This window comes from Pseudomonas sp. SLBN-26 (assembly GCF_006715895.1).
GTDB classification, from domain to species: domain Bacteria; phylum Pseudomonadota; class Gammaproteobacteria; order Pseudomonadales; family Pseudomonadaceae; genus Metapseudomonas; species Metapseudomonas otitidis.
Window position 1 is genome coordinate 3429749 of record NZ_VFOB01000001.1, and the last position, 24384, is coordinate 3454132.

The 24384-nt window shown below is 68.8% G+C and carries 28 protein-coding genes; 10 read left to right on the plus strand and 18 right to left on the minus strand.

Annotated features, from left to right (window positions below; translation table 11 throughout):
- Positions 1 to 43 precede the first annotated feature (43 nt).
- The 11 genes from lipB to FBY21_RS15785 form a co-directional block, all read right to left on the minus strand.
- Complete coding sequence (gene lipB / locus FBY21_RS15735; RefSeq protein WP_083265565.1) at positions 44 to 667, minus strand: lipoyl(octanoyl) transferase LipB; 624 nt, start codon at positions 665 to 667, stop codon at positions 44 to 46.
- Entirely contained in the window at positions 667 to 945 is a 279-nt protein-coding gene (locus FBY21_RS15740) for a DUF493 domain-containing protein (protein WP_142012219.1), read from the minus strand. The genes lipB and FBY21_RS15740 overlap by 1 nt, the downstream gene beginning before the upstream one ends.
- 89 nt (positions 946 to 1034) lie before the next feature.
- On the minus strand, positions 1035 to 2198 hold the full coding sequence (locus FBY21_RS15745; protein ID WP_074973179.1) for a D-alanyl-D-alanine carboxypeptidase family protein: 1164 nt from the start codon (positions 2196 to 2198) through the stop codon (positions 1035 to 1037).
- Between the two features lie 96 nt (positions 2199 to 2294).
- Positions 2295 to 3305 carry a septal ring lytic transglycosylase RlpA family protein gene (locus tag FBY21_RS15750; RefSeq protein ID WP_044410755.1) on the minus strand — a complete coding sequence of 337 codons (1011 nt, stop codon included), beginning with the start codon at positions 3303 to 3305 and terminating at the stop codon, positions 2295 to 2297.
- Positions 3306 to 3308: 3 nt separating this feature from the next.
- A complete protein-coding gene (gene mltB, locus FBY21_RS15755; RefSeq protein ID WP_044410758.1) occupies positions 3309 to 4319 on the minus strand; it encodes a lytic murein transglycosylase B in 1011 nt (336 codons plus the stop codon).
- A gap of 14 nt (positions 4320 to 4333) precedes the next feature.
- On the minus strand, positions 4334 to 5437 hold the full coding sequence (gene rodA, locus FBY21_RS15760) for a rod shape-determining protein RodA (protein WP_172435039.1): 1104 nt from the start codon (positions 5435 to 5437) through the stop codon (positions 4334 to 4336).
- Between the two features lie 38 nt (positions 5438 to 5475).
- On the minus strand, positions 5476 to 7377 hold the full coding sequence (gene mrdA, locus FBY21_RS15765) for a penicillin-binding protein 2 (RefSeq protein WP_074973181.1): 1902 nt from the start codon (positions 7375 to 7377) through the stop codon (positions 5476 to 5478).
- 9 nt (positions 7378 to 7386) lie between these two features.
- Positions 7387 to 7854: a 23S rRNA (pseudouridine(1915)-N(3))-methyltransferase RlmH gene (gene rlmH / locus FBY21_RS15770; protein WP_044410767.1), complete on the minus strand. Its 468-nt coding sequence runs from the start codon at positions 7852 to 7854 to the stop codon at positions 7387 to 7389.
- A gap of 12 nt (positions 7855 to 7866) precedes the next feature.
- Positions 7867 to 8220, minus strand: a complete 354-nt coding sequence (gene rsfS / locus FBY21_RS15775) for a ribosome silencing factor (RefSeq protein ID WP_044410769.1) — start codon at positions 8218 to 8220, stop codon at positions 7867 to 7869.
- A gap of 22 nt (positions 8221 to 8242) precedes the next feature.
- Complete coding sequence (gene nadD, locus FBY21_RS15780; protein ID WP_142012221.1) at positions 8243 to 8887, minus strand: nicotinate-nucleotide adenylyltransferase; 645 nt, start codon at positions 8885 to 8887, stop codon at positions 8243 to 8245.
- The gene (locus tag FBY21_RS15785; RefSeq protein ID WP_142012223.1) at positions 8887 to 10152 is read right to left on the minus strand and encodes a glutamate-5-semialdehyde dehydrogenase; all 1266 of its coding nucleotides are present in this window, start codon (positions 10150 to 10152) and stop codon (positions 8887 to 8889) included. The genes nadD and FBY21_RS15785 overlap by 1 nt, the downstream gene beginning before the upstream one ends.
- A gap of 302 nt (positions 10153 to 10454) precedes the next feature.
- Between FBY21_RS15785 and FBY21_RS15790 the strand changes: the two genes are divergently transcribed.
- The gene (locus FBY21_RS15790) at positions 10455 to 11678 is read left to right on the plus strand and encodes an alpha/beta fold hydrolase (RefSeq protein WP_142012225.1); all 1224 of its coding nucleotides are present in this window, start codon (positions 10455 to 10457) and stop codon (positions 11676 to 11678) included.
- Between the two features lie 18 nt (positions 11679 to 11696).
- Here the strand turns inward: FBY21_RS15790 and FBY21_RS15795 are convergent, their stop codons facing one another.
- On the minus strand, positions 11697 to 12557 hold the full coding sequence (locus tag FBY21_RS15795; protein ID WP_142012227.1) for a class I SAM-dependent methyltransferase: 861 nt from the start codon (positions 12555 to 12557) through the stop codon (positions 11697 to 11699).
- A 113-nt stretch (positions 12558 to 12670) separates the two neighbouring features.
- On the opposite strand from FBY21_RS15795, the gene FBY21_RS15800 reads away from it, so the two are divergent.
- Together FBY21_RS15800 and FBY21_RS15805 are read left to right on the plus strand one after the other, a co-directional pair.
- Positions 12671 to 13381 carry a DNA-3-methyladenine glycosylase gene (locus tag FBY21_RS15800; protein ID WP_142012229.1) on the plus strand — a complete coding sequence of 237 codons (711 nt, stop codon included), beginning with the start codon at positions 12671 to 12673 and terminating at the stop codon, positions 13379 to 13381.
- Positions 13378 to 14697, plus strand: coding sequence for a bifunctional DedA family/phosphatase PAP2 family protein (locus FBY21_RS15805; RefSeq protein WP_142012231.1), 1320 nt, complete (start codon positions 13378 to 13380; stop codon positions 14695 to 14697). The genes FBY21_RS15800 and FBY21_RS15805 overlap by 4 nt, the downstream gene beginning before the upstream one ends.
- A gap of 41 nt (positions 14698 to 14738) precedes the next feature.
- Here the strand turns inward: FBY21_RS15805 and FBY21_RS15810 are convergent, their stop codons facing one another.
- The 3 genes from FBY21_RS15810 to FBY21_RS15820 are packed head-to-tail and all read right to left on the minus strand — an operon-like array spanning position 14739 to position 16418.
- The gene (locus FBY21_RS15810; RefSeq protein ID WP_142012233.1) at positions 14739 to 15332 is read right to left on the minus strand and encodes an LON peptidase substrate-binding domain-containing protein; all 594 of its coding nucleotides are present in this window, start codon (positions 15330 to 15332) and stop codon (positions 14739 to 14741) included.
- Between the two features lie 10 nt (positions 15333 to 15342).
- Positions 15343 to 16053, minus strand: coding sequence for an LrgB family protein (locus FBY21_RS15815; RefSeq protein ID WP_107330774.1), 711 nt, complete (start codon positions 16051 to 16053; stop codon positions 15343 to 15345).
- A gap of 2 nt (positions 16054 to 16055) precedes the next feature.
- On the minus strand, positions 16056 to 16418 hold the full coding sequence (locus tag FBY21_RS15820) for a CidA/LrgA family protein (protein ID WP_107330766.1): 363 nt from the start codon (positions 16416 to 16418) through the stop codon (positions 16056 to 16058).
- Between the two features lie 233 nt (positions 16419 to 16651).
- Here FBY21_RS15820 and FBY21_RS15825 point away from each other — a divergent pair, with 233 nt between their 5' ends.
- The 7 genes from FBY21_RS15825 (at position 16652) to FBY21_RS15855 (ending at position 22040) form a co-directional block, all read left to right on the plus strand.
- On the plus strand, positions 16652 to 17107 hold the full coding sequence (locus tag FBY21_RS15825) for a MaoC family dehydratase (RefSeq protein ID WP_142012235.1): 456 nt from the start codon (positions 16652 to 16654) through the stop codon (positions 17105 to 17107).
- Positions 17108 to 17226: 119 nt separating this feature from the next.
- Positions 17227 to 17439, plus strand: coding sequence for a TM2 domain-containing protein (locus FBY21_RS15830; protein ID WP_074973197.1), 213 nt, complete (start codon positions 17227 to 17229; stop codon positions 17437 to 17439).
- Between the two features lie 85 nt (positions 17440 to 17524).
- Complete coding sequence (locus FBY21_RS15835) at positions 17525 to 19249, plus strand: C13 family peptidase (protein ID WP_142012237.1); 1725 nt, start codon at positions 17525 to 17527, stop codon at positions 19247 to 19249.
- 32 nt (positions 19250 to 19281) lie between these two features.
- Complete coding sequence (locus FBY21_RS15840) at positions 19282 to 19923, plus strand: oxidoreductase (RefSeq protein WP_044410799.1); 642 nt, start codon at positions 19282 to 19284, stop codon at positions 19921 to 19923.
- Between the two features lie 91 nt (positions 19924 to 20014).
- On the plus strand, positions 20015 to 20626 hold the full coding sequence (locus tag FBY21_RS15845) for a class I SAM-dependent methyltransferase (protein WP_142012239.1): 612 nt from the start codon (positions 20015 to 20017) through the stop codon (positions 20624 to 20626).
- Positions 20627 to 20683: 57 nt separating this feature from the next.
- Positions 20684 to 21550: an MBL fold metallo-hydrolase gene (locus FBY21_RS15850; RefSeq protein ID WP_142012240.1), complete on the plus strand. Its 867-nt coding sequence runs from the start codon at positions 20684 to 20686 to the stop codon at positions 21548 to 21550.
- A gap of 22 nt (positions 21551 to 21572) precedes the next feature.
- The gene (locus FBY21_RS15855) at positions 21573 to 22040 is read left to right on the plus strand and encodes a YbaK/EbsC family protein (RefSeq protein WP_142012242.1); all 468 of its coding nucleotides are present in this window, start codon (positions 21573 to 21575) and stop codon (positions 22038 to 22040) included.
- A gap of 70 nt (positions 22041 to 22110) precedes the next feature.
- Here FBY21_RS15855 and FBY21_RS15860 read toward each other — a convergent pair whose 3' ends face one another.
- Genes FBY21_RS15860 through mpl form a run of 3 tightly spaced genes read right to left on the minus strand, consistent with a single transcriptional unit; the run spans position 22111 to position 24374 of the window.
- Complete coding sequence (locus FBY21_RS15860; protein ID WP_074973208.1) at positions 22111 to 22398, minus strand: YceK/YidQ family lipoprotein; 288 nt, start codon at positions 22396 to 22398, stop codon at positions 22111 to 22113.
- Positions 22391 to 23020, minus strand: a complete 630-nt coding sequence (gene ubiX, locus FBY21_RS15865; RefSeq protein WP_044410813.1) for a flavin prenyltransferase UbiX — start codon at positions 23018 to 23020, stop codon at positions 22391 to 22393. The genes FBY21_RS15860 and ubiX overlap by 8 nt, the downstream gene beginning before the upstream one ends.
- A 1-nt stretch (position 23021) precedes the next feature.
- On the minus strand, positions 23022 to 24374 hold the full coding sequence (mpl, locus tag FBY21_RS15870) for a UDP-N-acetylmuramate:L-alanyl-gamma-D-glutamyl-meso-diaminopimelate ligase (protein ID WP_142012244.1): 1353 nt from the start codon (positions 24372 to 24374) through the stop codon (positions 23022 to 23024).
- Positions 24375 to 24384: the final 10 nt, after the last annotated feature.

Below are 24384 nucleotides of genomic sequence, written 5' to 3' on the forward strand. Positions count from 1 at the left end.
GGTGCAGGCCGGCGGGGGCTTTTTCATGTCAGCGGCAATGAGGTCAGCCTGCGTAGCCGAGCCGGACACGCAGGGCCTGCTCCAGGCGCTCCGCCACCTCATCGAGGGGCGCGGGCTGCGCCAGCAGGTCCTTCAGCTGGACCATCTTCAGCCCGGCATAGCCACAGGGGTTGATGCGCCAGAAGGGCGACATGTCCATGTCGACGTTCAGCGCCAGGCCATGGAAGGAACAGCCACGGCTGACCCGCAGACCCAGCGAGGCGATCTTGTCGCCGTTCACGTAGACGCCCGGCGCGTCGGCCTTGGGGGCCGCCTCGATGCCGTAGGTGGCCAGCACGTCCACCAGGCTCTGCTCCATGGCGGTGACCAGCTCACGCACACCGAGGCCGAGGCGGCGCAGGTCCAGCATCAGGTAGGCCACCAGCTGGCCGGGGCCGTGGTAGGTCACCTGGCCACCCCGGTCCACCTGGATCACCGGGATGTCCCCCGGTGCCAGCAGGTGCTCGGCCTTGCCGGCCTGGCCCTGGGTGAACACCTGGGGGTGCTGCAGCAGCCAGATCTCGTCGGGCGTCTGCTCATTACGCTCTGCCGTCAGGCGGCGCATCGCCTCGAAGGTGGGCAGGTACTCGACCAGCCCGAGGCGACGCACGATCAGCTCGGGCGCCACTACAGCACCATGTGCACGCGGCCGGTGGCGCGCAGGTCGACGTGGATCGCCTGCAGCTGGTCGACGCTGGTGGCGGTGATCAGCACCTGCACGGAGAGGAAGCGACCGTTGCGGCTGTCGCGGGCCACCAGGGTGTTGACGTCGAGGTCGGGGGCGTGGCGCTGGATCACTTCGATCACCAGGTCGGCGAAGCCTTCACCGGCATCGCCGATCACCTTGATCGGGTAGCGCTCGCAGGGGAATTCGATTTTCGGGGCTTGTACGTCGGTATCGGTCATGGCGGCGGCGGACCCGTAGTCCGCGAGGCGGAAGCCCCGTCTCCGGGCGGAGTACGGGGCTTCGGCACTGGGTCAGTGGTGGGATCGGCTCAGTTGAACAGGCCGAAGAAGAACAGGCGGATGCTATCCCACAGGCGGCGGAAGAAACCACCCTCCTCGACAGCTTCCAGGGCAACCAGGTCGGCGCTGTGCACCACCTTGTCGTCCAGCTTCACTTCGACCTTGCCGATCACGTCACCCTGCTTGATCGGAGCGACCAGTTGGGGCGACAGGGTCATGGCGGCCTGCAGCTTCTGCAGTTGGCCCTTCGGCAGGGTCATGGTCAGGTCGTTGGCCAGGCCGGCCTTCACTTCGCGGGCGGTGCCCTTCCAGACCTGGGCTTTGGCCAGCTCGGTGCCCTTCTGGTAGAAGGTCTTGGTCTCGAAGAAGCGGAAGCCGTAGGTCAGCAGCTTCTGGGTCTCGGCGGCGCGGGCCTGCTCGCTGTTGGTGCCGAACACCACGGCGATCAGGCGCTGGTTGTCACGCACGGCGGAGGCCACCAGGCAGTAGCCGGCCTCGTCGGTGTGGCCGGTCTTCAGGCCGTCGACGGTCTTGTCACGCCACAGCAGCAGGTTGCGGTTGGGCTGCTTGATGTTGTTCCAGAAGAACTCCTTCTGGGAGTAGATGGCGTAGTGGGCCGGGTCCTCGTAGATGATCGCGCGGGCCAGCAGGGCCATGTCGTGGGCCGAGGAGAAGTGCTCGGGGTTGGGCAGGCCGGTGGCGTTCATGAAGTGGCTGTTCTTCATGCCCAGCTTTTCCGCCGTGGTGTTCATCATGTCGGCGAAGGCGTCTTCGCTGCCGGCGATGTGCTCGGCCACCGCGACACTGGCGTCGTTGCCGGACTGGATGATGATGCCGTGCAGCAGGTCGCTCAGGGCCACCTGGGTGTTGACCTTGACGAACATGCGGGAGCCGCCAGTGCGCCAGGCGTGCTCGCTGATGGTGACCGGGTCGTTCTCGCCGATCTGGCCCTTGCGGATCTCCAGGGTGGCGATGTAGGCGGTCATCAGCTTGGTCAGGCTGGCGGGCGGCAGGCGCTCGTCACCGTTGTTCTCCACCAGCACCTGGCCGCTCTGCGCGTCCATCAGCACATAGGACTTGGCAGCCAGTTGCGGGGGGGCGGGAAGGATCTGCTCGGCGGCCTGCGACACCGGCATGGCGATGAGCAGAGCGGCTGGCAGTAGGAGGCGTTTCGCGAAGCTGATGATGTTCATCCGTCTCTCTGAATTGGTTGAAGGTGAAACAGTCCCTTGCGGGAAGAAGGAGGGCGACCCCGGAACCGCGCACTGCTCCGGGTCCGCCATCCGGCGTCAGTCCGGTTTGACCAGGGTCGGCTGACCCAGGTTCGCCAGCCTGATGCTGTCCTGGAGCTGCTGGGCTTCACCCTGGGTGTCGATCGGCCCCAGGCGCACCCGATGCAAGATCTGCTGGTTGCGGGCCACCGAGCTGATGAACACCGGGGCAGCCACCATCGAGCTGAGCTTGTCCTTCAGGAGTTCCGCAGCGTCCGGATTGGCGAAGGCGCCAACCTGGAGATACAGGCCAGAGGCTCCGAGTGAAGCGTTTTTTTTTGAGTCGATCTGCACCGGCAGCACGGCAGCGGCATGCTGCTCCGGTGGCGGGGTGTACTGCTCGACCGTGGAGGCGGCCACGATGGGCGCCTGGGCGGCAGGCGCCGGCTGGGGCTTGGCCACCTGCTGCGGCTGGGCCAGCACCATGGGCACCGGACGCCCCTGGGCAGCCCACCACTCATGGGGGTCGATGCCCTCGACCTTCACCCGCGCAGTGCCGACCTCGGCATAACCGAGCTTCTTCGCCGCGGCGAAGGACAGGTCGATGATGCGGTCGGAGTAGAACGGCCCGCGGTCGTTGACCCGCAGAATCACGCTGCGGCCGTTCTCCAGGTTGGTCACGCGGACGTAGCTGGGCAGCGGCAGGGTCTTGTGGGCGGCGGTCATGCCGTAGAGGTCATAGGCCTCGCCGTTGGCGGTGGCCTGCCCGTGGAACTTGGTGCCGTACCAGGAGGCGGTGCCCACGGCCTGGTAGCGGCGGGCGTCGGCCATCGGGTAATAGGTCTTGCCCATCACGGTGTAGGGGTTGGCCTTGATGCTGCCGTAGTGGGGCATCGGCACCGCGTCGGGGATGCGCGAGACATCCACGTCCCACCAGGGCGCGCCGTCCCTGTGCGGGCGGGAGTAGTCACCGGGGCCGGAGATCTGGCCGCCCGGCTGGGTGTACTGGGGGCTGCGGCTGCTGGAACAGCTGGCCAGCAACAGGGCCAGGGTGCCGTAGGTGGCAATTCGGATCGGAAGAGACCGCATGAATTAACGCCCGCCCCGCGCTTTGACCAGGGATTCGGAAAGCTGATGCACCGCCATGGCATACATCGCGCTGCGATTGTAGCGGGTGATCACGTAGAAGTTGGGAAGCCCCATCCAGTACTCCAGGCCATCGGCGCCGTCGAGCTTGAACGCAGTGACCGCGAGATCATCGCGCAAGGCATCGCCGCTTGCCCAGCCCAGGGCACGCAGTTCACCCACGCTTTTCGTCGGTTCCAGGCCTTCGCTCAGGCCCTGTTCGGCCTGCTCGCCACGCACCTGGGCGCGGCTGACCACCTGTGCACCGGCGACCCAGCCATGGCGCTTGAAGTAGCTGGCGACGCTACCGATGGCGTCCACCGGGTTGCCCCAGATGTCGATGTGGCCGTCGCCGTCGAAATCCACGGCATAGGCACGGAAGCTGCTCGGCATGAACTGCGGCAGGCCCATGGCGCCGGCGTAGGAGCCTTTCACGCTGAGCGGATCGATCTGCTCTTCACGGGCCAGCAGCAGAAACTCCTTGAGCTGCTTGCGGAAGAAGTCCGCGCGCGGCGGGTAGTCGAAGCCCAGGGTGGACAGCGCATCCATCACCCGGTAGCTGCCGGTATTACCGCCATAGAAGGTCTCGACACCGATGATGGCGACGATCACCTGGGCCGGCACGCCGTACTCCTGCTCCGCACGGGCCAGAGCCTCGGCGTGCTGGTTCCAGAACGCCACGCCCTTCTGGATGCGGGCATCGGTGATGAAGATCGGCCGGTATTCCTTCCACGGCTTGACCCGCTCGGCCGGGCGCGAGATCGCATCGAGGATGGCCTGCTTGCGCTGCACCTCGCGGAACAGGGCGACCAGTTGCTCCCCGGCGAAGCCGTAGTCGCGGGTCATCTCCGATACGAACTCGGCGACCTGCGGGCTGCCGTCGTAATCCCCTGCCGATGCCGGGCCGGCGAGGCCCAGCAGGCCTGCCAGGCCGATTCCGGCGGCGCCTTGCACCATCCAGCTACGCAGTACGTTCAATGCTTCCACTCGTTTCAAACCTGGGCGATCCATTTGCGATGGGTATGGACCGCCATCAAAATCCCGAAGCCCGACAGCAGCGTCACCAGGTGGGTGCCACCGTAGCTGATGAAGGGAAGGGGTACCCCCACGACCGGCAGCAGACCGCTGACCATGCCGATGTTGACGAATACGTAGACGAAGAAGGTCATGGTCAGGCTGCCCGCCAGCAGCTTGCCGAACAGCGTCTGGGCCTGGGCGGTGATGACCAGCCCGCGCCCGATCAGCAGCAGGTAGACCAGCAACAGGATGCAGATGCCCACGAGCCCGAACTCTTCGCCGAGGACGGCAATGATAAAGTCCGTGTGGCTTTCGGGCAAAAAATCCAGGTGCGACTGGGTGCCCAGCAGCCAGCCCTTGCCGAACACCCCGCCGGACCCGATGGCCGCCTTGGACTGGATGATGTTCCAGCCCGTGCCCAGCGGGTCGCTCTCGGGGTCGAGGAAGGTCAGCACGCGCTGCTTCTGGTAGTCGTGCATCACGAAGTACCACATGCCCACCGCCACCGGGACCACCGCCGCCACCGCGCCGAGGATCCAGCGCCACTGCAGGCCGGCCATGAACAGCACGAAAGCCCCCGAGGCCAGGATCAGCAGCGCCGTGCCCAGGTCCGGCTGGCGCACCACCAGCACGAAGGGCACGGCGATCAGCGCCAGGCTGACCACGATGTGCTTGAGCTTGGGCGGCAAGGTCCGCTTGGACAGGTACCAGGCGATCATCGCCGGCATCAGGATCTTCATGAACTCCGCCGGCTGGAAGCGGATCACCCCGGGGATATTGATCCAGCGGGTCGCGCCCATCGCGTTGTGGCCCATCACGTCCACCGCCACCAGCAGCAACACGCCGCCGGCATAGCCCAGAGGCACCCAACGGGCGAGGAAGCGTGGCTCGAACTGGGCGATGGCGCACATGGCCGCCAGGCCGATGCCGAAGGACGAGGCCTGCTTCATCAGCAGGTCCCAGTGCTTGCCGCTGGCGGAATAGAGGACGAACAGGCTGCCCACAGCCAGCAACAGCAACAGCAGCAGCAACTGGCCGTCGATGTGCAGGCGCTGCAGCAGGCTGGCCCGGCGGCGCATCACGTCTTCGTTGGACAGGGTGCGGTCGAAGTTGCTGTTCATCGGCGAACACTCGCATCAGCGGTCGCAGGCGCGCCTGCGGGACGGAATTCAGGCTTGAGCTGGCCATCCGGGCCGAGCAGCCAGGCGTCCATCACCTGCTTGACCACCGGCGCCGCCACCCCGGAACCGGACTCGCCGTTCTCCACCATCACCGCCACGGCGATCCTGGGGTCGTCAGCGGGGGCGAAGCCGATGAACAGCGCGTGGTCGCGGTGGCGCTCCTGGACCTTCGAGCGGTCGTACTTCTCGCCCTGCTTGATGGCCACCACCTGCGCGGTCCCGGACTTGCCGGCGATGCGGTAGACCGAGGTGTCGCCCACCTTGCGTGCCGTACCCCGTGCGCCGTGCACCACCTGCTCCATGCCGGAACGTGCGTAGTCCCAGTACTTCGGGTCGCGCAGGGTGATGTCGGGCATCGGGTTCTCGTCCACCGGCAGCTCGCCGCCGATGCTCTTGGCCAAATGCGGGCGGATCCACTTGCCACGGCTGGCCATCAGTGCGGTGGCCTGGGCCAGCTGCAACGGTGTGGCCTGCATGTAACCCTGGCCGATGCCGAGGATCAGCGTCTCCCCCGGGAACCAGGCCTGGCGATAGCGCGAACGCTTCCAGTCGCGGGAGGGCATCAGGCCCGGCGTTTCCTCGAACATGTCCAGCGCCACCTTCTGGCCGAAGCCGAAGCGGCTCATGGACTTGTGCAGGCGATCGATGCCCATCTTGTGGGCAAGGTCGTAGAAGTAGGTGTCGTTGGACCGCATGATCGCGGTCTCCAGGTTCACCCAGCCGTCACCGGAGCGGTTCCAGTTGCGGTACTTGTGGTCGTAGTTGGGCAGTTGGTAATAGCCCGGGTCGAACACCCGCGAATCCGGCGTCACCACCCCGGCTTCGAGGCCGGACACCGCCACCATCGGCTTGACCGTCGAACCCGGCGGGTAGAGCCCGCGCAGCACGCGGTTGTACAGCGGCCGGTCGATGGAGTCGCGCAGCTCGGCGTACTGCTTGAAGCTGATGCCGGTGACGAAGGGGTTCGGGTCGAAGCTCGGCTGACTGACCATGGCCAGCACGTCGCCGCTGGACGGCTCGATGGCCACGATGGCGCCACGGCGCCCACCCAGGGCGTTCTCCGCCGCTTCCTGCAGGTGTGCGTCGAGGGTCAGCACCAGGTCCTTGCCGGGCTTCGGATCGGTGCGCTTGAGCACCCGCAGCACACGGCCACGGGCGTTGGTCTCGACTTCCTCGTAACCCACCTCGCCGTGCAGCGTGTCTTCGTAGAAGCGCTCGATGCCAGTCTTGCCGATGTGGTGGGTGCCGCTGTAGTTGATCGGGTCGAGCTCCTTGAGCTCCTTCTCGTTGATCCGCCCGACGTAGCCCACCGAGTGGGCGAAGTGCGCACCCTGCGGGTAGTGGCGCACCAGTTGGGCCGCCACCTCCACGCCGGGCAGGCGGAACTGGTTCACCGCGATGCGGGCGATCTGCTCTTCGGTCAGCTCGAACAGCACCGGCACCGGTTCGAAGGGGCGCCGGCCCTGTTTCATGCGCTTCTCGAACAGCGCCCGGTCGTCCGGCGTCAGCTCCAGCACCTCGACGATCACGTCCAGCACGCTCTTCCAGTCGCCGGCGCGCTCGCGGGTCACGGTCAGGCTGAAGCTGGGGCGGTTGTCGGCGATGATCAGGCCGTTGCGGTCGAAGATCAGCCCCCGCGTCGGCGGGATCGGCTGCACGTGCACCCGGTTATTTTCCGACAGCGTGGAGTGGTACTCGTACTGGATCACCTGCAGGTAATACAGGCGGGCGATCAGCGTGCAGGTCAGCAGCAGCACCGCAACGGCGCCCACCACGACGCGCCGACGCACCAGGCGGGCATCCTTCTCGTGGTCCTTCAGGCGGATCGGTTGCGGCATCGGTACGGCTTACTTGTGATAGGGGTGCCCGGAGAGCACGGTCCAGGCGCGGTAGATCTGCTCGCCCACCAGGATCCGCACCAGCGGGTGCGGCAAGGTCAGCGGCGACAGCGACCAGCGCTGCTCGCTGCGCGCGCAAACCTCAGGTGCCAACCCCTCGGGGCCGCCCACCATGAGGTTCACGGTGCGCGCATCGAGGCGCCAGCGGTCGAGCTCGGCAGCCAGTTGCTCGGTGCTCCAGGCGCGCCCTTCGACTTCCAGGGTGACGATGCGTTCCCCAGGCTGGACCTTGGCCAGCATCGCCTCGCCTTCCTGGCGGATCATCCGCGCCACGTCGGCATTCTTGCCGCGCGTGGTCAGGGGGATCTCCACCAGGTCGAGGGACAGCTCGGACGGCAGGCGCTTGGCGTACTCGTTCCAGCCCTCCTCCACCCAGCGGGGCATGCGTGAGCCGACGGCGATCAGACGCAGACGCAAGGCGGTGCTCCGTTATTCCTGGGGATGCTGGGCGCGGCTCTGCTCGGCGCCCTGCCACAGGCGCTCCAGGTCGTAGAACTGGCGGGTGGCGACCTGCATCACGTGCACGACCACATCCCCCAGGTCCAGCAGGGCCCACTCGCCGCCGTCCAGGCCTTCGCTGCCCAGGGCGCGCACGCCGTTTTCCTTGACCTTCTCCAGCACGTTCTCCGCCAGGGACTTGACGTGGCGGCTGGAGGAGCCGCTGGCGATCACCATGAAGTCGGTGACGCTGGTCTTGCCGCGTACATCGATGGTGGTGATGTCCTGGGCCTTCATGTCTTCAAGCGCCGCGAGGGCGATCTTGACCAGTTCTTCGTTTTGCATCGGTTCAATTACCTCGGATGAATCAGTTCGCCGCACGGTACAGGCCGTGCGCGTGGATATAGGCCAGCACCGCGTCGGGCACAAGGAAGCGCACCGAGCGCCCTGCGGCCAGCAACTGGCGGACCTGCGTGGCGGAAACCGCCAGCGGGGACTGCCAGACGAATGAAATCTGCCCGCCAGGCCCGCTCAGGCCCAGGGGATCGGCCACACTGCGCGCCGCCAGCAGGTCGCGCAGCTCCTCGGGCGGTTCGGCGTCCGCATCCGGCCGCTGCAGCACCAAGATGTGGCAGTGGTTCAGCAACTCTTCCCAGCGGTGCCAACCCGGCAGGCCGCAGAAGGCGTCCCAGCCGAGCATCAGGAACAGCTGGTCGGACTCGCCCACTTCGGCGCGCAGCGACTCCAGGGTGTCGATGGTCCAGGACGGCCGCTCGCGGCGCAGTTCGCGGTCGTCCACCCGCAGCGGCGGCAGGTCGGCCACCGCCAGCTCCACCATCGCCAGCCGGTCGGCCGCCGACACCTGCGGTGCCTCGCGGTGCGGCGGGCGGGCGCTGGGGATCAGGCGCAGCTGGTCGAACGCCATCAGCTCGGCCACCTCGAGGGCGCCCCGCAGATGGCCGATGTGGACCGGGTCGAAGGTGCCGCCGAAGAGGCCGATACGCTGGCTCATCAGGTGCGGATGTGCCCGTCGCCGAAGACCACGTACTTCTCGCTGGTCAGCCCTTCCAGGCCGACCGGGCCGCGTGCGTGCAGCTTGTCGGTGGAAATGCCGATCTCCGCGCCCAGGCCGTACTCGAAGCCGTCGGCGAAGCGGGTGGAGGCATTCACCATCACCGAGGCGGAATCCACCTCGGTGAGGAAGCGCCGCGCATCACTGAAGTTCTCGGTGATGATCGCGTCGGTGTGTTGCGAGCCGTAGGTGTTGATGTGCTCGATGGCCTGCTCCAGCCCATCGACGATACGGATGGACAGGATCGGCGCGTTGTACTCGGTGCGCCAGTCGTCCTCGGTCGCCTCCAGCAAGTCGCTGCCCAGCAGCGCGCGGGTGGCCGCGTCGCCACGCAGCTCGACGCCCTTGTCGCGGTAGATGGCGGCAAGCGGCGGCAGCACGCGCTCGGCGATGCTGCGGTGCACCAGCAGGGTCTCCATGGTGTTGCAGGGCGCGTAGCGCTGGGTCTTGGCGTTGTCCGCCACGCGGATGGCCTTGTCGATGTCGGCGGCGACGTCGATGTAGACGTGGCAGATGCCGTCCAGGTGCTTGATCACCGGCACCTTGGCGTCGCGGCTGATGCGCTCGATCAGGCCCTTGCCGCCACGGGGGACGATCACGTCCACGTACTCCGGCATGCTGATCAGCGCGCCCACGGCGGCGCGGTCGGTGGTTTCCACCACCTGCACCAGCTCGGCGGGCAGGCCGGCGTCCGCCAGGCCCTGCTGGATGCAGCGGGCGATGGCCTGGTTGGAATGGATGGCCTCGGAACCGCCGCGCAGGATGGTGGCGTTGCCCGACTTCAGGCACAGGCTGGCCGCGTCGATGGTCACGTTCGGGCGCGACTCGTAGATGATGCCGATCACACCCAGCGGCACGCGCATCTTGCCCACCTGGATGCCGGAAGGCAGGTAGCGCATGTCGCGGATCTCGCCGATCGGGTCCGGCAGCCCGGCCACCTGGCGCAGGCCCTCGATCATGTCGTCGATGCGTACCGGGGTGAGCGCCAGGCGGTCCAGCATGGCTGGCTCCAGGCCGTTGGCCCGGCCATTGGCCAGGTCCAGCTCGTTGGCAGCGGACAGCTCCGCACGGGCGGCGTCCAGGGCATCGGCGGCGGCCAGCAGGGCGCGGTTCTTCTGCGCGGTGCTGGCACGGGCGGCCACGCGCGAGGCGGCGCGCGCGGCGCGGCCCAGGCGGGTCATGTAATCGAGAACGGACTCGGTCATGGTCTCGGCGTCTGGCGGTTGGGAAAAGTGGGCGATTATAGCCCGCGCGCGTCCCCGCCGCCCAGCGGCGCCGGGCGGATGGTAGACAGCCCGTTCCGGCGCTCCGGCGAACCCCACCCGAACGCCCAGGCCACGCAGGCCGGGGCGAGACGGTGACACCCGGCCACACCGCACCCCACCGAACCCGCCCGAAGGATGGGTAAACAAAATCGTCACCGGTGTTTACCTTCAAAGCGTGCCACCGCGCCCCGAACCGCGGCGAGAACAACAACAACAAGGCGCCCGAGCGCCGGAGAATCGCCATGCATTACCGCACCGGTTACCACGCCGACCAGCTCGGCACGCCCCCGTCCGTCCTCGAAACAGGGCCCTGGCGCCTGCATTACCAGGCCTGGTCCCGCAACGCCCACGACACCCGCCCTCCCGTCCTGATGCTGGGAGGTGCGTTCCAGAGCTTCCGCTCCTTCGCCGCCGAGGTGGAGGAACTGCTGGAGCACCACCCCGTGATCCTCCTCGACCTGCCCGGCCAGGGCGGCAACCTGCAACTGGCCCCGGAACTGGGGCTGGAGGCGCTGGCCGACCTGATCGCCGACTTCGCCGAGGCCCTCGCGCTACCGTCGCTGATGCCCATCGGCCTGTCCTACGGCTCGGCCCTGGCAGCGCTGTTCGCCAGCCGCCATCCCCAGCGCTGCGCACGCCTGCTGCTGGCGGGCGTGACCACCTTCGGCCGCCCCGGCGCCCGCGCCCTGCTGGAGGAGAGCCTGTGCCTGCTGGAAGAAGAGCGCCTGGCGGAATTCGCCCAGGGTTCGCTGACCGGCCTGATCAACCCGCTGCGGCTGGAACGCACCGGCATCAGCCCCGGCTTTCGCAAGGCCATGCTGCGCCAGCTGCAACGCCTGACCGGCGCCGAGCGCGAGCGCTATCGGCAGAACAGCCGCCGCCTGCTGGACTTCGCCGGGTTCACGCACTACCCCAGCTGCCCGACCCTGGTGCTGGCCGGCGAGTTCGACCACTTCACCCAGCCCTGGGAACACGCCGCCTTCGCCGCCGCCTGCACCCAGGCCGACTGCGCGCTGATCCACGACGGCGACCACCTCGCCCAGTTCGAGCGACGCGACGCCTGCGCCCAGCTGTACCGCCCCTTCTTCCTCGACCAGGCGCTGCCAGCCGCGCCCATCGGCGTGACCCGTCTGGCCCGCAGCCGCCTCAATGAGGTGGAGCGCCGCCAGGAGCCCCGGCTCGCGCCGGCCCAGCGTGCCGGGCGGCTGCACCACGCCGAGCTGGGCAGCCTCGCGGTGGAGGTTCAGGAGCTGGGCTTCTTCGGTGCCCGCCTGCAGGCCGCATTCCCGACGGGGTTGCCGGTGCGGGGCTGGCAACTGGCGATGGAGGGCCTGCCAGTGCTGGACCTGCTGCCCCTGCGCCAGGCCGGTGACGCACTGTCCCTGGTGTTCACCCACATGGACGCCGCCGCCAGCACCGCCCTTGCCGAGCACGTTCGCCCGGCGCAACTGGCGGCCGCCGCCTGACGGGCAGGCCACCGGGGCTCAGGCCCCGGTGCGGGCCTCCACCACCCGCACCAGGGCGGGCCAGCGCCCGGGTGGCAAACCGAGTCCAGCCCCTTGTTCAGCCGGGTCCAGCACCGAGACCCGGTCGAAACCGCAGGCGGAAAAACCCTCGACGATGGCGTCGGCACTGCGGTAGTGCAGCGGGTAGTGCCCACGCGTGAGCCGCCCCACCAGCCCGACGCCCCAGCGCACCTGGCGGTAGCGCGGGTGCTCGCGCAGGTCCGGGTAGAGGTCGGTGAGGTAGGTGGCGCGGGGGAAGCGGCGCATCTGCTCGGCCAGGCGCCGCCAGAAGCCCTCGATCACCGGCAACTGGAAGTAGTTCACCAGCCCCTCGGTGATCACCACCACCGGCAGCCCGGTATCCAGCCCGGAGAACAGCGCCTCCAGCCCCTGGGCGCCCTCCCCGGCGAGGATGTCCACCGCACGCACCTGGTGACGGCTGTTCAGCCAGCCTTCGGCATGCAGCAGCAGGCGCTTGCGCGCGGCCATCGGCGGCAGGTCCGCCTCCAGGTAGCGCAACTGCGGATGGCGCAGGCAGAAGCGCCGCCCCCGGGGCGACAGCCCGCAGGCGATCTCCACCACCTGCACCACGCCCTCGTCGCGGATCGCCTGCTCCAGGCGCGCGTCGATCAACAGGTGGCGCTGCAGCAGGAACTGCTCGATGTCCAGCCCGAACAGCGCTCGCGCGCCCCAGGCGATGGGGCTGAGCGCGCCGTGGACCCAGCGCCCGAACGCCGTGGCGAAGGGCGCCTCGGCCAGGCGATGGCGGTACCAGACGTAGCCGGTGTAATGGGCACTGGGGGTGATGTGGGCACTGTCGGCGCGAACGGCTCGGGGCATGGCGGGCTCTTATTGTTTTTCTGGGTGTGTTCCCGCCCCGCCGTTCAGCTTCGATCAAGCGGGGCTTCCGTATAATCGCCAGCCTATTCCGAGCCATAGCCCACCAACAGCCCATGCCCGACGATCCCACCCTAAGTTTGCCCTGGCCCGGCGCCCGCCCCCTGGCGGACGGGTTCTTCGACCGCGATGCCCAACTGCTGGCCCGCGAGCTGCTGGGCAAGGTCATCCGCCACCGCGTCAACGGGCGCTGGCTCTCGGCCCGCATCATCGAGACCGAAGCCTATTACCTGGCCGAAAAAGGCAGCCACGCCTCCCTCGGCTACACCGAGAAGCGCCGGGCACTGTTCCTCGATGGCGGCCACATCTACATGTATTACGCCCGGGGTGGCGACTCGCTGAACTTCAGCGCCCAGGGGCCCGGCAACGCGGTGCTGATCAAATCCGCCTACCCCTGGGTGGATGCCGTGTCCGGCCCCGAGGCCCTGGCCGTGATGCAGGCCAACAACCACGATGCCCAGGGTCGCCCGCGCCCGCCCGAGCGCCTCTGCAACGGCCAGACGCTGCTGTGCAAAGCGCTGGGGCTGAAGGTGCCGGACTGGGACGCGCAACGCTTCGACCCCGCCCGGCTGTTCGTCGACGACACCGGCGCACGCCCCACCGCCATCATCCAGACCACCCGCCTCGGCATCCCCAGCGGCCGCGACGAGCACCTGCCCTACCGCTTCGTCGACGCCGACTACGCCCGCCACTGCACGCGCAACCCGTTGCGCCGGGGGCAGGTCGAAGGCGAGCACTACCACCTGATCGAAGGAACGCCCGCATGACCGAATGGCTGCACGCCATCACCGACTGGCTCAGCGCCAACCCGCAATGGTTGGGCCTGGCCATCTTCACCATCGCCTGCGTCGAATGCCTGGCCATCGCCGGTATCATCGTGCCCGGCACCGTGCTGCTGTTCGCCGTGGCGGCCCTGGCCGGCAGCGGCGCCCTGGGCCTGGGCGAGACGCTGCTGCTGGGCTACCTCGGCGGCCTGCTGGGGGACGCACTCTCCTATGGGCTGGGGCGGCGCTTCCACCAGAACATCCGCCGGCTGCCCGGGTTGCGCCACCACCCCGAGTGGCTGGCCGGGGCCGAGACCTACTTCCAGCGCTACGGCGTGGCCAGCCTGCTGGTGGGGCGCTTCATCGGCCCGCTACGGCCCATGCTGCCTATGGTGGCCGGCATGCTGGACATGCCGCTGCTGCGCTTCATCGCCGTCAGCCTGGTGGCGGCGGCCGGCTGGTCCGTGGCCTACCTGCTGCCCGGCTGGGCTGCCGGGGCGGCCTTCCGCCTGCCGTTGCCGGAAGGGTTCTGGAGCGAGGCCGCCGTGGTGGTGGTCGCGGTGCTGGTGATGATTGGCCTGATCGTCCAGGGCAGCCTGCGGCACAAGCGCTGGGCCACCTCGCTCGCCGCCGGCCTGAGCCTGGTGCTGCTGGTGGCGCTGTTCTTCGGCTGGTCGTCGCTGCATGACTTCGACCAGGGCCTGATGGCGCTGGTGCAGGAACAACGCCAGGCCACCCTCGACAGCCTGGCGGTGCTGGTGACGCGTCTGGGCGATTTCCGCACCCAGTTCTTCGCCGGCGCGCTGATCACCGGGCTGCTGCTCCTGGCCCGGCAATGGCGCCACGCGCTGTTCGCCGGCGGCACGCTGATCACCACCGCCCTGGCCAACGGCGCCCTCAAGCACCTGTTCGCCCGCGCCCGACCGGACGTACTGGCCGAACCGCTGAGCAGCTTCAGCTTCCCCAGCGGCCACAGCTCCGCCGCCTTCGCCTTCTTCCTGGTGCTGGGGGTGCTGGCAGGCCGTGGCCAACCGCCGCGCCTGCGCCTGACCTGGATGGCGCTGGCCTGCCTGCCGGCTGCCAGCATCGCGCTGTCGCGGGTCTACCTCGGGGTGCACTGGCCGACCGACATCATCGCCGGCGCCCTGCTGGCCAGCTGCGTGTGTGCCGGTTGGCTGGCACTGATCCAGCGCCAGGCCTCGCTGCCGGCGATGAGCCCACGGGTCTGGTGGCTGTTGCTGCCGGCCGCGCTGGCCCTGCTTGGCGGCTTCGCCACCTGGGCGCTGCCGGAGGCCTTCAGCCTGTATCGCTACAAATAGGAAGGCGCCTGGGCGTGGCGGAAGGACCACGCCCGGCGTGATCAGGCGATGACGTCGCCCTGCAGGCGGTTCAGCAGCGCCTGCAGGTGATCGAGCCGCGCATCCGGGCTGCCCAGGGCCAGCAGCTCCAGCTTCTCGTCGAGGGAGAAGGGCAGCAGGTAGGCCAACTGGTTGGCCAGCTCCTGCTGGCCGTGGGCCAGGCCGCCCATGCCCAGCCCTTTCACCAGCGGGTGCTCGGCCAGGGCATTGAGCAGCGCGGCCAGGTCGGCATGCTCCGGCAGCAGCGGCCGGTCGGCATCGTCGTCGTCCAGCCAGGCGATATCCCCCAGGGTGAGCTGGTCGGCCTGCACACGCGTACCTTCGACCGTGAAGCGCCGGCCGCCCTCGACCCGGATGCCCAGCAGCCCGTTGGGCAGTTGCTGCCAGTCACGGATCAGCGCCTCGCACCCCAGGGGCGCAATGCGCTGGGCGGCGCTGCCGACCTCCTCGCCTTCGAGGATGCCCACCACGCCAAAGCCGGTGCCCTGCTTCATGCAGCGCCCGATCATGTCCAGGTAGCGCGCCTCGAACAGCTGCAGGTCGAGCATGCAGCCGGGAAACAACACGGTATTCAGCGGAAACAGCGGCAGTTCCATCCCTCGTCCCTCACACGATCATCGCCACGGCCAACGGCAGCAGCACCGCCGTCGCCACCCCCATCAGGCTCATCGCCAGCGCCGCGAAGGCGCCGCACTCCTCGCCCTCCTGCAGCGCGCGGGCCGTGCCCACCGCATGGGCGGTGATGCCCAGCGCCATGCCTTGCGCAGCCGGGTGGTGAACGCCGATGCGGCGCAGCATCTCCGGACCGAGCATGGCCCCGATCACCCCGGTGATGAGCACGAACACTGCCGCCAGCGCCGCCACGCCGCCGATCTGCTCGGCCACCAGCATGGCGATGGGCGAGGTGACCGACTTGGGTGCCATGGTCATCAGCACCATGTGCTCGGCACCGAACGCCCAGGCCAGGCCGACGCCCATCGCGGTGGCCACCAGCCCGCCGAGGGCCAGGGTCAGCAACGTCGGCCAGAACAGCTGGCGAATGCGCTTGAGGTTGAGGAACAGCGGCACCGCCAGCGCCACCGTAGCGGGGCCCAGCAGCAGGTTGAGCAGCGTGGTGCTCTGGCGGTACTCGTCATAACCGATGCCCAGCGGCACCAGCACCGCGATCACCAGTGCCATCGACACCAGCACCGGCTGCAGGAACATCAGCCGGGAGCGCTCGTACAACGAGCTGGCCAACTGGTAGGCGGCGAGGGTCAGGCCCACGCCGAACAGCGGGTGGTGAGCCACGGCCTGCCAGGCCGATTGCCATGCCAGGCTCATGCCTTGCCCTCCCCGCCGCCGCGGCGGTCGATCAGCCGCTGCATCAGCCAGCCCACGAACAGCAACGAGAAGAACACCGACAGCCCCAGCGCACCGACCACCGCCCAGGCGTCCTCCCAGATCGCCCGCGCGTAGACCATCACCCCCACCGCCGGCGGCACCAGCAGCAGCGGCAGGTAGCGCAGCAGGGCGCCGGACGCCACCGTCAGCGGCTCCCCGACCTCGCCCCGGACGACGAGGAACACGAACAGCAGCACCAGCCCGATGATGGGCCCGGGCAGCATGTGCAGGAACAGGGCGTTCAGCCCGGTGCCGAGCAACTGGAACAGCACCAGCCAGGTCAAGCCACGCAGCAGCATGAGGGGTCTCCAGACAGTCTTCCGTCCCTGCTCCGTCTCCACAGGCCCGTCGCAGACGGGCCGGAGCCAGGGTGGGCCATTATAGGCACGCCTGCCCCGCCCGCTATAACCCGCCATTCGCAGGGGCCATGCCGGCTTGACCGGGCCCCGGGCCCGTGCTGATCTACGCCAACGCGCCGGGCGAGCCAGCCCGCCACAAGAAGAAGAAAAAAACCGTCCACGGAGGATGAAGCATGCCGTTCGTACCTGTTGCAGAACTGAAAAGCTACATTGGCAAGGACCTGGGTCACTCCGAGTGGCTGACCATCGACCAGGAACGCATCAACCAGTTCGCCGAATGCACCGGCGACCACCAGTTCATCCATGTCGACCCGGAAAAGGCCAAGCACACCCCCTTCGGCACCACCATCGCCCACGGTTTCCTCAGCCTGTCGCTGATCCCGGTGCTGTCGGAAAAGCTGCTGGTGCTGCCCGAAGGCCTGAAGATGGGCATCAACTACGGTCTGGACAGCGTCCGCTTCATCCAGCCGGTGCCGGTGAACTCGCGGGTGCGCCTGGCCCTCACCGTGCTCGACGTCACCGAGAAGAACCCCGGCCAGTGGCTGATCAAGGCCCGCGCCACCCTCGAGATCGAAGGCCAGGCCAAGCCGGCCTACGTCGCCGAGTCCCTCAGCCTCTGCTTCGTCTGATGCCCCCGGCGCCGCTGCGAAAGCAGCCGGCGCCTCTCGCCCCGAGCGTCTCGTCTCGCTAGAATGCCGCCCGCCCCGCCCTGGGGACTCCCAACCGACTCGTCAACAAGGACAGTTCCATGACCGAAAAGCGCATCCTGCCCGCCTTCCTGCTCTGCTTCTTCCTCGGCACCTTCGGCGCCCACCGCTTCTACGTCGGCAAGATCGGCACCGCCATCCTGCAGATCGTCACCCTCGGCGGCCTGGGCATCTGGACCCTGATCGACTTCATCATGATCATCGTCGGCGCTTTCACCGACAAACAGGGCAACAAGATCACCCAGTGGACCTGACCGGTCTCGCACGTCCGCTACAAAAGCCCGCTCACGCGGGCTTTTTTACGCCACACTAGGGCAGCCATTCAGCCAGGGACTGCCGATGAAAGCCCTTCTTCCCCTCAGCCTTGCCGTGTTGCTCGCTGCCTGCGGCGAAGGCGAGCCCATCACCCCGCCCGACGCCCGACTGCCCGATGGCGCCCGCTACCGGGGCGAGGTAGTCGACGGTCTGCTGCAAGGCCCCGGCCGCCTCGACTACACCAACGGCACCTGGTTCGAAGGCCGCTTCAAGGACGGCCAGGCCAATGGCCAGGGTCGCTGGCATGGCCCGGAAGGCGTGGAGTACGAAGGCGAGTTCCGCGACGGCCTGTTCGACGGCAAGGGCCGCATGACCTACCGCGACGGCACCGTCTACGAAGGCAGCTTCAAGGGCAACCGCTTCGACGGCGAAGGCCGCCTCGCAAGGGGCGAGATGGTCTACCAGGGCGGCTTCCGCAACGACCAGTACCACGGCCTCGGCACCCTGCGCATGCCCGACGGCAGCGAGCACCAGGGCCGTTTCCGCAACGGCCAGCCCGACGGCCCCGGCGTGCTCACCGACAGCGAAGGCAACCGCTTCAGTGGCACCTTCAAGCAGGGCCAGCTGAACGGTGAAGGCGACTACCGGGGCAGCGACGGCGACCGCTACAGCGGCGGCTTCGCCAGCAACCGCTTCAACGGCAAGGGCCGCTACCAGAATGCCGAAGGCGCGGTGTGGAGCGGCGAGTTCCGCAACGGCGCACTGACCGGCAAGGGCGAATACAAGGGGGCAGACGGCGAGCACTACCAGGGCGCCTTCCGCACCTGGCGCTACCACGGTCAGGGCGACCTGCGCCTGGCCGACGGCAGCCACTACGTCGGCGGTTTCGCCAACGGCCGCTACGCCGGCGACGGCACCCTCACCCTGACCAGTGGCGAGCAGGAGCGCGGCACCTGGCGCAACGGCCGCCGCGTACGGGATGCCGCTGGCCAGGCACTGCCCGATCCACTGGAGGTCGGCCTGCTGCAACAGGGGCGCCTGCTGGACGAAGCCCTCGCCGCCGTCCCGCCGTCCACACCGGCCCCCGAGCTGTACAGCCTGAGCCTGGGCGGCGATGGCCGCCAGAGCGTGTTCCTGCGGGAAGCCGACTACGCCGCCAACCTGATGAGCGACCGCTTCGCCGCCCGTGGCCACATCACCCTGGTGAACCACCGCGACCACATGGCCGACCGCCCCCTGGCCACCCGCGAGAGCCTCGCCCGCGCCGTTGAGACCCTGGCCAAGCGCACCGGCCCGGAAGACCTGGTGTTCATCTACCTCACCAGCCACGGCTCCGCCGACCACCAACTCGCCCTGGAGCAACCCGGCCTGCAACTGTCCGACCTCGCCGCCGCCGACCTGGCCACCCTCCTCGCCCCGCTGCGTGACCATCACAAGGTGCTGGTGATCTCCGCCTGCTATTCCGGCGGCTTCATCCCCGCCCTGAAGGACGACAAGACCCTGGTGATGACCGCCGCCCGTGCCGATCGCGTGTCCTTCGGCTGCTCCGACGACAACGACTTCACCTACTTCGGCCGCGCCCTGCTGGCCGACGCCCTGAACCAGACCGACGACCTCGAGCGCGCCTTCAAGCTCGCCCGGGAGGAAGTCGCCAAATGGGAGAAGGAGGACGACTTCGAACCCTCCGAACCGCAGATCTGGGCCCCCAAGGCCGTGCTCGCCCACTGGAAGCGCCTGCGCGCCAACCAGGCCCTGCAGGCACTGGCCGACAAGCCGGCGGACGGGGCCAAAACCTCGGCCAGCCACTAAGCTGTACCTGTGTCAGCGGAGAGACAGCCACCATGCACCTGACGCCCCAGCACATCCTGCTCGCCGGCGCCACCGGCCTCACCGGCGAGCACCTGCTCGACCGCCTGCTCAACGAGCGCACCGTCGAACGCGTGCTCGCCCCCTCGCGCCGCCCGCTCGCCGCCCACCCGCGCCTGGAAAACCCGGTGGGCGAGCTGGCCGACCTGCTGCCCCAGCTCGGCGGCCCCGTCGACACCGCCTTCTGCTGCCTGGGCAGCACCATCCGCCAGGCCGGCTCCCAGGAGGCCTTCCGCGCCATCGACCTCGACCTAGTGGTGGCCGTCGGCCGCCGCGCCCGGGAGCTGGGGGCACGGCACTACCTGGTCATCAGCGCCCTCGGCGCGGACCGCGGCTCCTCGGTCTTCTACAACCGCGTCAAGGGCGAGATGGAAGACGCCCTGCGCGACCAGGGTTGGCCGCAACTCACCCTTGCCCGCCCCTCCCTGCTGCTCGGCCCGCGCCAGGAATTCCGCCTCGGCGAACGCCTCGCCGCCCCGCTGATGCGCCTGATCCCCGGCAAGTACCGGGGCATCGAAGCCTGCACCCTGGCCCGCGCACTCTGGCGCCTGGCCCTGGAGACCGGCGAAGGCACCCGCGTGGTGGAATCGGACGAACTGCGCCGCCTGGGCCGCTGAAGCGCCCCAGGCCTTGGCCGGAACGCCCGCGACACCCAACCGACCGCGCCTGTAGGGTGGACAGCTCCGCAGCCCCAGGAAGGGAACGCCCATGCAGTTCTACGACCGCCACATCCTGCCGCGCCTGATCGACTACGCCTGCGGCATGGGCCACGTCATGAAGACCCGCTCCCAGGTGGTGCCCAACGCCGAGGGCGAGGTGCTGGAGATCGGCATCGGCACCGGCCTCAACCTCGCCCTCTACGACCCGCAGCGGGTCAGCCGGGTAACCGGCGTCGACCCCGCCGCGCAGATGCAGGCCCTGGCCCGGCAGCGCGCCGACGCCATCGCCATCCCGGTGGAGACCATCGCCCTGGAACTGGGCGAGATCCGCGCCGATGACGGCCGCTTCGACAGCATCGTCTGCACCTTCACCCTCTGCACCATCCCCGACGCCGTCGCCGCCCTGCGGGAAATGCGCCGCGTGCTCAAGCCCGGCGGCCGCCTGCATTTCGCCGAGCACGGCCTGGCCCCGGACCCCGGCGTGGTGCGCTGGCAGCAACGCCTCACCCCGCTGTGGAAACCGCTGGCCGGGGGCTGCCATCTGGACCGCGACATCCCCTGCCTGATCGAGGCCGGCGGCTTCCGAATCGGCGAGCTGAACACCCGCTACCTGCCCGGCCCGCGCCCCATGACCTTCGTCTACAGCGGCTGGGCGGATTGACCGGCGCCCCGACATTCGGGTTAGCCTTGCCCGCTCCGCCCGCAGACAGGGACCGACATGCGCACCCTCACCACCCTCACCGGCAACAGCCAGAAACTCGACGGCGGCGCCATGTTCGGCAACGCCCCGCGCGCCCTCTGGGAACGCTGGATGGCCCCGGATGCCCTCAACCGCATCGACCTCGGTTGCCGCGCCCTGCTGGTGCGTGAAGGCGAACGCAACGTGCTGGTGGAAACCGGCATCGGCGCCTTCTTCTCCCCGGATCTGAAGCAGCGCTACGGCGTGCAGGAGAGCCACCACGTGCTGCTCGACAGCCTGGCGGCCGTCGGCCTCGGCCATGCCGACATCGACGTGGTGCTGCTCACCCACCTGCACTTCGACCACGCCGGCGGCCTGCTCGCCCCCTGGGAAGACGGCCAGCCGCTGCGCCTGCTGTTCCCCAATGCCCGCTTCATCACCGGCCGCCGCCAGTGGCAGCGCGCCTGCACGCCCCACGCCCGCGACCGCGCCTCCTACATTCCCGAACTGCTGGAGTTGCTGCAGGCCAGCGAGCGGCTGGAGCTGCTGGAAGACGGCGAACAGAGCACCACCCTCGGCGCCGACTGGCGCTTCCACTGGAGCGATGGCCACACCCCCGGCCAGCTCCTGCCGGAAGTGCAGATGCCTGACGGCCCGGTGGTGTTCAGCGGTGACCTGATCCCCGGCGCCCCCTGGGTCCACCTGCCCATCACCATGGGCTACGACCGCTTCCCCGAGGGCCTGATCGAAGAGAAGGAAGCCCTGCTGGCCGACCTCCTGGCCCGCAATGGCCGCCTGGTCTTCACCCACGACCCGGCCGTCGCCATCGGCCGGGTGACCCGCGACGCCAAGGGTCGCTACGGGCTCGCCGACAGCCTGCCCGACGTCCGCGACCTGGCGTGCTGACCTACGACCAAGGACCGATCCCATGAGCCTGGAATCCGTGCGCGCCTTCTTCGCCAGCAAGGCACCGGACATCGCCATCATCGAACTCGAAACCAGCACCGCCACCGTCGCCCTGGCCGCCGAGGCCCACGGCGTCGAGCCCGGCCGTATCGCCAAGACCCTGGCGTTCCGCGTCGGCGAGGATGCCGTGCTGGTGGTGGCCCGTGGCGATGCCCGCATCGACAACCGCAAGTTCAAGGAAACCTTCGGCGCCAAGGCGCGGATGCTCGACGCCGAAACCGTGGAGGCCCTCACCAGCCACCCGGTGGGCGGCGTCTGCCCCTTCGGCCTGGCCACCCCGCTGCCGGTCTACTGCGACCGCTCGCTGCAAGCCTTCGAAGAGGTCGTCCCCGCCGCCGGCGCCATCCACAGCGCCGTGCGCATCACCCCCGAACGCCTGGCCGACCTCGTCGCCGCCCAATGGGTGGACGTGTGCCAGGAACTGGCCTGAGCCTCGGCTCACGCTCGCGCCAGACAATGACGTAGCCCGGGCTTCAGCCCGGGAGCACGCCCCCGCCCAATCAGTTGCCGCCGCGGATCCCCAGCCCTATCCCCAGCTCCGCCGCCACGGAAAGCGGCAGCAGCAGGGTATCCAGCAACGCGCTGGCGGGCAGGTCGACGGCCGGGTAGGCCGGAGGTTCGGTGCCGAAACGGTCGATGGGGCAACAACCGTCATGGAGGGCGTACCAATCGAGCCGGGTGCCGGAGTAGATGATCGGCGCGCCGGGCTTGGCGGCGTTGAGGGTAGTGACGCTGGCGCAGCCCGGCAGGGCCAGCGCCAGCAACAGCGCGAGTGCGCCTTTATTCATCGCTCACCCGGTGGTGCTCGCCCCAGCGCGGCAGCATGTCCTGGGGGATGTCCAGCAGGTTGAGGATGCGCGCGACCACGAAGTCCACCAGGTCATCGAGGGTCTGCGGCTGGTGGTAGAAGCCCGGCGACGCCGGGAGGATCACCGCGCCGAGGTTGGACAGCTTGAGCATGTTCTCCAGGTGGATGCTGGAGTACGGCGCCTCGCGGGGGACCAGGATCAGTTGGCGGCGCTCCTTCAGGGCCACATCGGCCGCCCGCTCGATCAGGTTGTTGCAGGCCCCGGTGGCGATGGCCGAGAGCGTGCCGGTGGAACAGGGCACCACCACCATCGCCGCCGGTGCGCCGGAACCGGAGGCCACCGGGGCCATCCAGTCCTCCTTGCCGTACACACGGATCTGCCCCGGCGTGGCGCCGGTGTACTCGTTGAGGAACGCCTGCATCGCCTGGGGCTTGGCCGGCAGGGTGACGTCGGTTTCCGTCGCCATCACCAGCTGCGCGGCCTTGGAGATGAGGAAATGCACCTCGCGATCCTCCCGCACCAGGCAGTCCAGCAGGCGCAGGCCGTACTGGGCTCCGGAGGCGCCGGTCATCGCCAGGGTGACGCGTTCAGGGCCGCTCATGTCAGCCCTCCAGCGCCTGGGCCAGCTTGCCATGCAGGCCGCCGAAGCCACCGTTGCTCATGATCACCACCTGGGTGCCCGGCACCGCGAGGGCCTTCACGCCCTCGATGATGGCCTCCAGCGAATCGCACACCCGGGTCGGCACGCTGGAGCCGGCCACCGTGGCGGCGAGGTCCCAGCCGAGGTTCGGCGGCGCGTACCAGAACACCTGGTCGGCCAGCTTCACCGAGTCGGGCAGCCCGTCGCGGTGGGCGCCCAGCTTCATGGAGTTGGAGCGCGGCTCGATCACCGCGATCACCGGAGCATTGCCCACGCGCTTGCGCAGGCCGTCCAGGGTGGTGGCAATGGCGGTGGGGTGGTGGGCGAAGTCGTCGTAGACGGTCACGCCCCTGACCTCGGCCACCTTCTCCATGCGTCGCTTGACGCTCTGGAAGGCCGACAGCGCCGCCACGCCCAGCTCCGGCACCACGCCCACATGGCGGGCCGCAGCCAGGGTCGCCAGGGCGTTGGCCACGTTGTGCTGGCCGGTGAGGCTCCAGTCCACCGTGCCAGCGACCTGCCCCTCGAACAGCACCTCGAAGCGCGAGCCGTCCTCGCTGAGCAGGCGCGCCTGCCACTGGCCGCCCTCGCCGGTGGTCTGCACCGGAGTCCAGCAGCCCATGCCCAGCACCCGCACCAGGGCGCTTTCGGCAGTGGGGTGGATGATCAGCCCCTCGCCGGGGATGGTCCGCACCAGGTGATGGAACTGCCGCTCGATGGCCGCCAGGTCCGGGAAGATGTCCGCATGGTCGAACTCGAGATTGTTGAGGATCGCGGTGCGCGGGCGGTAGTGGACGAACTTCGAGCGCTTGTCGAAGAAGGCGCTGTCGTACTCGTCCGCCTCCACCACGAAGAACGGCGTGCCGCCCAGGCGCGCGGAGACGCCGAAGTTCTGCGGCACCCCGCCGATGAGGAAGCCCGGGCTCATGCCCGCGTGTTCCAGCACCCAGGCCAGCATGCTGGTGGTGGTGGTCTTGCCGTGGGTACCGGCCACCGCCATCACCCAACGCCCCTGCAGCACATGGTCCGCCAGCCATTGCGGGCCGGAGACGTAGGGCAGCCCATTGTTCAGCACATGCTCCACCGCCGGGTTGCCGCGGGACAGCGCGTTGCCGATCACCACCAGGTCCGGCGCCGGCTCCAGGTGAGCCGGGTCATAGCCCTGCATCAGCTCGATGCCCTGGGCCTCCAGCTGGGTACTCATGGGGGGATAGACGTTCGCATCGGAGCCGGTGACGCGGTGGCCCAGCTCCTTGGCCAGCACCGCCAGCGAACCCATGAAGGTGCCGCAGATGCCGAGGATGTGGATATGCATGGATGACCTC